Source organism: Vibrio sp. St2 (genome assembly GCF_947311885.1).
In the GTDB taxonomy this organism is placed as follows: Bacteria; Pseudomonadota; Gammaproteobacteria; order Enterobacterales; family Vibrionaceae; genus Vibrio; species Vibrio coralliilyticus.
In genome coordinates this window covers 1,177,811-1,184,307 of sequence record NZ_CAMZNA010000002.1, presented here as the reverse complement: position 1 = coordinate 1,184,307, position 6,497 = coordinate 1,177,811, and the positions used below count along the sequence as shown (strand labels likewise).

The following is a 6,497-nucleotide window of genomic DNA, read 5'->3' as shown; positions in this document are numbered from 1 at the left end:
TTTAAAGCCCAACGAAGTCCCTGACACCATTAACGCCTTCGCTCCATCGCTGCCCGTCAGCAAGTCAGCTATTTCCGACATCACAATAACCGGCTTAAGAGCGATATCTTTACTATACGAATCAGAGCTTTTATTACCTGCAGTGTCTTCGTAACCCGATACTTCTAACTTTGCAGTCGACGCATTGACAGGCAAGATTAACGCTTCTGTGTGCCCTACCCATTGGTTAGAAACATCTCCATCAGGTTGGTCAAAAGTAATGCTCTGGCTATTGAGAGATGCCGTCGGCTCAGTAACTCGCTCACTGAACTTCAGGGTTACTTTGGCAGTTTTACCATCAACCAGTACGCTATCTGCCAGAGACGTTTCCGCTCCACCAGACATTTGGATCATACTTCCGCTTTCACTAAGTGAAGGAAGGACCTTATCCTTGTACGTGACCTTATCTTTCGTTTGAGACGCTGGCACATTTTGATCATTCTTGCCAGACACAGTGATCAACATTTCAGCCTCTTCCCAACTCTGGAAGCTGAGCACCTTAGACCAAGTACCGTCACTTTGTACCTTTAAATCTTCAGTATCGTCAGACTCATACTTATCAATGTCCTTACGGCTATCTTTCTTTGAGGTCACCGCCAATGACAGCTTCGCACCGGACTCTATCCCCTTGGTGGTACCGCTGATCACGACAGCACTGATATCTTCATCACCATGCTGGATAACATTGTCGTTCGCTACGTCATTGATGGTAAGAACTGGCATTACACCGACGCTGGCTGTGATTTGTGCCCCAGCATTACCCAATGCATCAGCATACCCTTTGTCTACTACTATCGATTTAGATGTTTCATTGACCTTAAGCTTAATTCTCTCTTGAGATGTACCAACCCACTCAGTTTTCGTCTGACTTGACTCGCCGAAATCAATTTTGATGCCGTCAATTGTAGCTTCTACAGCATTAACCGGTTTATCGAAATTAACCTTTACATCGACCGTACTGTCGTCAACTGGATTTTTAGGAATTGTGTTGCTTACCTGTCCAGACGGTGCCACGTTATCAACATTGAATGTGGCAAGTAACGCCTCTTCGTTAGACGTATTGTTCTTTACGTCTTTCAGTACCGTTGCATAGGCCTCAAAACGAGTTACGCCCTGGTACAGGGCGTTTGTGGAGTCGATGGCGAACTTAAGTTTCTTTTCATAAGTATCACCACTCGCCTCCTCAAAAATTATGTTGGCCTCTTTTCTTTCCGTTGGATTGTCAGAATGGTACCAATAGATTTTGAATTCGGAAGCGGCTAAGTCCACACCAGAGATATCAGTCACCGTTATTAGCGAATGGACTTTGCCCGCAATAGTGTAAACATTTTCGCTCACCGCAACGTAAGCACCATCATCCTGAGTGGTATCCATTGACACTATTGCTACTGGTGGCTCGTTATCAATACTCCCACCAGCGTCTTTAAATATCGGTGTGTCATCTATTGTCGGGTTAGCGGTTGCAAAAACGTCTGCCTGAGCAACAGCAATTTGAGAATCAACACCATAACTAACTGCGAGGTCGTAATAGCCTTTAGCTAGATTCTTTCTGTAAGTGTCCGCATTAATGTCAATAAATTTGTCGCCAACTTGAATTGGCTTCTGAGCATCACTTCCAGAGTCGCCCTCTGCATTACCGTTCGCTAAGCCATCCGCTTTTAGGTCTTTGTAAAAAGCAAAAGCGTACTCTAAAGACGTCGTTTCACTCGATAAGCCCGCTAATGATTCTAAAAGAATGCGGTACTGATAAGCCGTAGCAGGGTTATTGGGTACTGGGTTGTCGGCATTGGTCGCATATCTACTGCTGAAAGGATCAAAGCCCAGTAGAGGTTTACTGTCACTATCACCGACTATGGCCTTTGCCACATCCGTCAGGATGGTTTCAGCATCATTTACCGTTCTGGCCGACTTATTCCATAGATACTCAAACAACCCTGTGTGGTAGGCGGAAAACTCAGTGAGATAAATGGTTTTGGTTTCTGCTTTAGTGAAATAGGTTCCAATAGCACCTGCTGCATCCGCAAAGTCAACTGTATACTTCACAGAATCTTGGCCTGCACTCTTAGACCATTGGTGATAATAAGTATCCTGACCATTTTGCAACGTCACTCTGAACAGATTGTAGAATTGAATCCGAGTATTGTAAGGCATAGAACACGTAGCAACGTTCGCAGCAACGTTCTTCGGATCATGCGTGAAGTCCGTACACGATTGTATTTGTTCGAACTTTTTATCTTTATCATTCCAGCCTTCAACTGTGGCTATCGCGCCAACAAAAGGAGTGACGATTGTTAACGTCGGTCTTTCAAAAGTGGTTTTAAAGTAGACCTGTTGTGAGGCACTAGAGTTGCCAGCCGGGTCTTCCACACTGACTTGGATTAGTTGCGAATCACCTTCTGATGCGTTGGAGAAGTCACTCAGCAGATCCGCCGTCAGTGGAAGATAGTAGTCCATTGAGAACACACGCTCTCCTGAACTTTCGTCAGGGAGTCGCTTAAAAGGAATACCACTATTATCGTCAAATGCCTCACTAGCAACCTGCGTCTTTGTACTTACAAGTGAGTATTGTTCTTCCGTCGAGCGCTTACGCAGGTACTCAACTCTTAAGGTTAAGTCATCTGCTGATGAACCGTAGGTATTTCTATCACTTAAGTCTTTAATCGTAGCAATAAAGTAGGGAATTGAATTACTTTGCAATACGCCTTCTGAAAGCTCGAAATCCTTATAGTTCAAACCTTCATGGGTTTCGTTTAAGCCAGAGGTGGCGAGAGCAAAATCAATATCCAAGTATCGATCGAGACTATCAACGCTACCTGAAGGGAATGTAGTTTGATCAAATAATCCAGAATACCCACTGCCATCAGTCTGTTTGTAATTGAAAAGTGCTTCTGAAAAAGTTAGGGATACTTGTGGTTTTTGATCATCTTTATAAACTGTAAAGCTTGCTTCACCCTTGTTACCATAAATATCCGTTGCAGCAACGGTAAACTCAACACTGGCTGAAAATAATTCCGTATCATAGCTGTGACTGAACTGGCATTGAGTGTTCAACTCTTTACACTCGATTTTAATCGGGTCGCCAGATCTCGCAATCGTCAAATAAACTGACTGTTCAACGATATCGTTCAACGTTTCTTTAACTATCCCTTCAAGAATATACGTTTTGATCTTGTTATTGTTATTGTCTGTATTTCGTACACTCTCGCTGGATGTAAACTCAATCACAGGCTTAACATTGTCCCATTTAAATGGGAGTGTGATGCCTGAGTTATCTTCATTGTCTAGGACATCAACTGTTCGAACGATTAAGTTTGCGTCTACAGTACCTTTAACAACGTTCTTATCAAGGGAAGTTGTATTGACGAAGACTTTCAAAGTCGTTTTACGTGGTCCCTTAACAAAGCTGGTTTTGTCCAACCAACAAATTGAAGCGGTATCCTGCTCACACAATACTTCTACTTCAGTACCAACGTTTTCATTGTCTTTATCTTTCTCAAGATATTTAACAGTCACACTTAAACCTTCAACACCAGTCTCGTCTTCAAGAGTGACTTCCATTGACTCCGTACCAACCAAAACACTACTGTCTGAGCGCTTCGCAGTTGGTGCGTTTTTATCCATTTCTTTTGGTTGACGCGACGGTATTGAGCCTTCACCACCGCTAGTCCCTAAATTATTGAGGTGGTTGGCAGTTGTTTCGTACTGATTAACTGGCGTACCTGAAACATTGACATTTGGATCACTCACCACGATCAGTGTGTGCTCTGCTACCGAGTGCGTGTAAAAGTCGGAAGTGATGTATTGAGTACCAAAGCGCGCGTCTTCTAAGAAATCTCGGCTATCATCAAGTACTTTTCCGTCTAGTAAGCCATCAGCAACAATATCGTCATAACCAATTCTGGCTAAGTTGATTGACGTATAAGTATCGGCACCCGTTGAGTCGTTTTCCAAAAATGAATAGGCATAGGAAGAATAGGCAGTTAACAGCGCACCGTATTTATGACCATCTGTCGCTACAGCGTCGTGTCCGCCTGTTGTAATATCAATAGGGTTAACCGTGTTAACGTTAAAGCCATACATTGAATTAATAGTACTTAGCGCGCTATTGATTGCAGATGAAGCGCTCTGCCCTTCCCTTTTGATTTTGTACTCCGCTAACCCTTGAGCCATGTAGGTCATAGGGGTGATCATCACTTGCGCAGTTTCACCTTCGGAAAAATTAATCACACTGGCCAGTTCGATAACACCGTTAGAGCTCGTCCTAACAACATTATTTGAGAACGGGTCTCGATACCCACCACCCTGAACTTTTATGTAAACAGGCATGGAGGCAGAGTCTACGTTCAGAGTGTATTCGCCACTCGCGTTCGTTTTAGTTTGGCCTAACTCTCGACCTAACACGCCGTTTTTATATTCGTATGCCGTCACTACACCACCAGAGATAGGTGCATCGAATACAGTACCGGTGATAGTGCCCGTTTTACGTGACTGTGGTGAAGAGTCCCCATCTCCACCACCGCCGCCACAGGAACTTAGTGACAGGATGGACAGGATGGTGAGAATGAGTTTAATTTTATTAGTGAATCTCAACATGGTGCCGAAGTGACGTTGCAAAAAAGTGGCTCAAGTATATTTTTGGCACTAATAATAACAACGCGGCGAATCACCACTAGATATGGAAAAATCGTCAGGGTTGTGGCGAACTTTTGATAAGAAAAAAGAAATTCAGAGAGGTATTTAACACTGTTGTAGTAGTCAAAATGCCGTTCAATTGGCATTTCTTATACATCAATAGACAATATTTTTTTTATTTATGAGATCTAGATCACCCATAAATCTTCTGTGACAAGGTTTAAAAATGTCACGCATTCATGTATTTGAAAATGGTTAAACTTCAATCAAAACATTAAGTTAATACAGAATCACTATAGTTCACTTAGTTGATTTATAAAATACGACCAGTTCACAAACACAGAATATCAATTCATAAAGTGACTATTTGAGGCTTCATGTAACAGCCATATTTATCAAACTACTGATGGCATTTTGTCGCCATAGGATAGATCTGGAGTGTCACTCAATAACTGATGATACTCAGTGTAGATAACATTCAGATGAAAAGAAGGATAACAACGAAAAGAGCGTATATCCTTTCGAATATACGCTCTTGAATGTAGATGGGTTGTCGCTAATTATTCAGTCGGTGAAATTGTTACTGGCTTGAAGGTCGCGACAGCATTGCCACCAGCTCCAGGACGATCGACATAAGTTGTGTTCTGCATCAAGGTGTAATAAACATCAACGTAGTCGTCATCATTGGTTAGTAAGCCATCTGGAATCACGTCAATGATCTTACCGGTAATCTGAGCAATGATAGCGTAGCCTTGAACTTCAGGATCTGGAATCATTTTAAGGATTTCTTCAGCGGCTTTAACCAATAGCTTCGCCAGTTCTTTGTAGTCAGTACCATCGTCTTGCTCCATCAGGATCATGTCGACAGCGCCCCAGCGGTAACGTGGCCAAAGTACCATTGTCTGTCCTGGGTAATAGTCTTGACCATCGTAGTCAAGGTAAGGCATTTCAACTAAATCAATTTCCGGTTCAACACGACTTGGATCGACGCCAGTAATGATGGCGTAGACTTCAGCTTTGCCAGAAATCCAAGGCTCTTGGTCGTCATTTAAACGAATTTTGGTCAACTGAGTGGTGTTAAGAGGCTCAACATCCGCAGCCATGACCGAGCGGCTCATTTTACTCATCTTAGCAGCCGGTTTTGGTGCAGAATCATTGGTTGTCAGCTCCGTATCCTGACCTAAACGCTTCATTTCCGCTTGCATGGCCATCAAGCCAGCACGTAGTTCTTCTGCGCCATTACTGTCGACAACCAATACAGGCACATCTGGCATCTCATAAACATCCAGTTGATGCACCTGGCCATAAACATCATACGCCTCGATAAATTGCCAGTTAGAGTCATCACCTGAAGGCTCGAATGCGAACAGTGGGCTTTCACCCTCTTTCCAGTTTTTCACCATTGAAGCGTCCGCGATACGCAGCTCCATGATTGAATCACTGTACTCACTAATGCCTTTCATGGCGCGATAGCTACGATCCGCTTTTTGCATTTTTTGACTAAACGCAGAATATGGCTGAGCAGACTGTAGGTTGTTCAGAGGTGCTGATAGATGCTCTTCGTTGATCTGTGACTTGATAGAGGATTCAAGATCAGCATAGCGAGCACTGATCTGCAAAGCGATGGACTGTTTCTGTTGTGCAATCGCCTCAGCCTTAGATTGAGCATCTGTTGTGTCTACAGTCTGCGCATTCGACTGGAAGCCAACCACCGCCGTTGCAAGCATCATGCTAATAGATAGATTTGGTCTCATAAAAATGATCCTTATTTTAATTTTTATCATTATATAGAGCATTTGCCCTACACATAAAAACCTATCAGCAAT

1 protein-coding gene and 1 pseudogene are annotated in these 6,497 nt (G+C 43.2%); both read right to left on the bottom strand.

What is annotated here, in order from left to right:
* Positions 1–4,653: pseudogene (locus QMA41_RS11770) on the bottom strand (hypothetical protein); the annotation flags it as partial.
* 578 nt (positions 4,654–5,231) lie between these two features.
* Positions 5,232–6,425, bottom strand: a complete 1,194-nt coding sequence (locus QMA41_RS11765) for a DUF3103 domain-containing protein (RefSeq protein WP_006960238.1) — start codon at positions 6,423–6,425, stop codon at positions 5,232–5,234.
* Between the last annotated feature and the right edge of the window lie 72 nt (positions 6,426–6,497).

Excerpts from the sequence above, each read along its gene's own strand:
- QMA41_RS11765 (WP_006960238.1), bottom strand. The coding sequence starts at position 6,425 with ATGAGACCAAATCTATCTATTAGCATGATGCTTGCAACGGCGGTGGTT.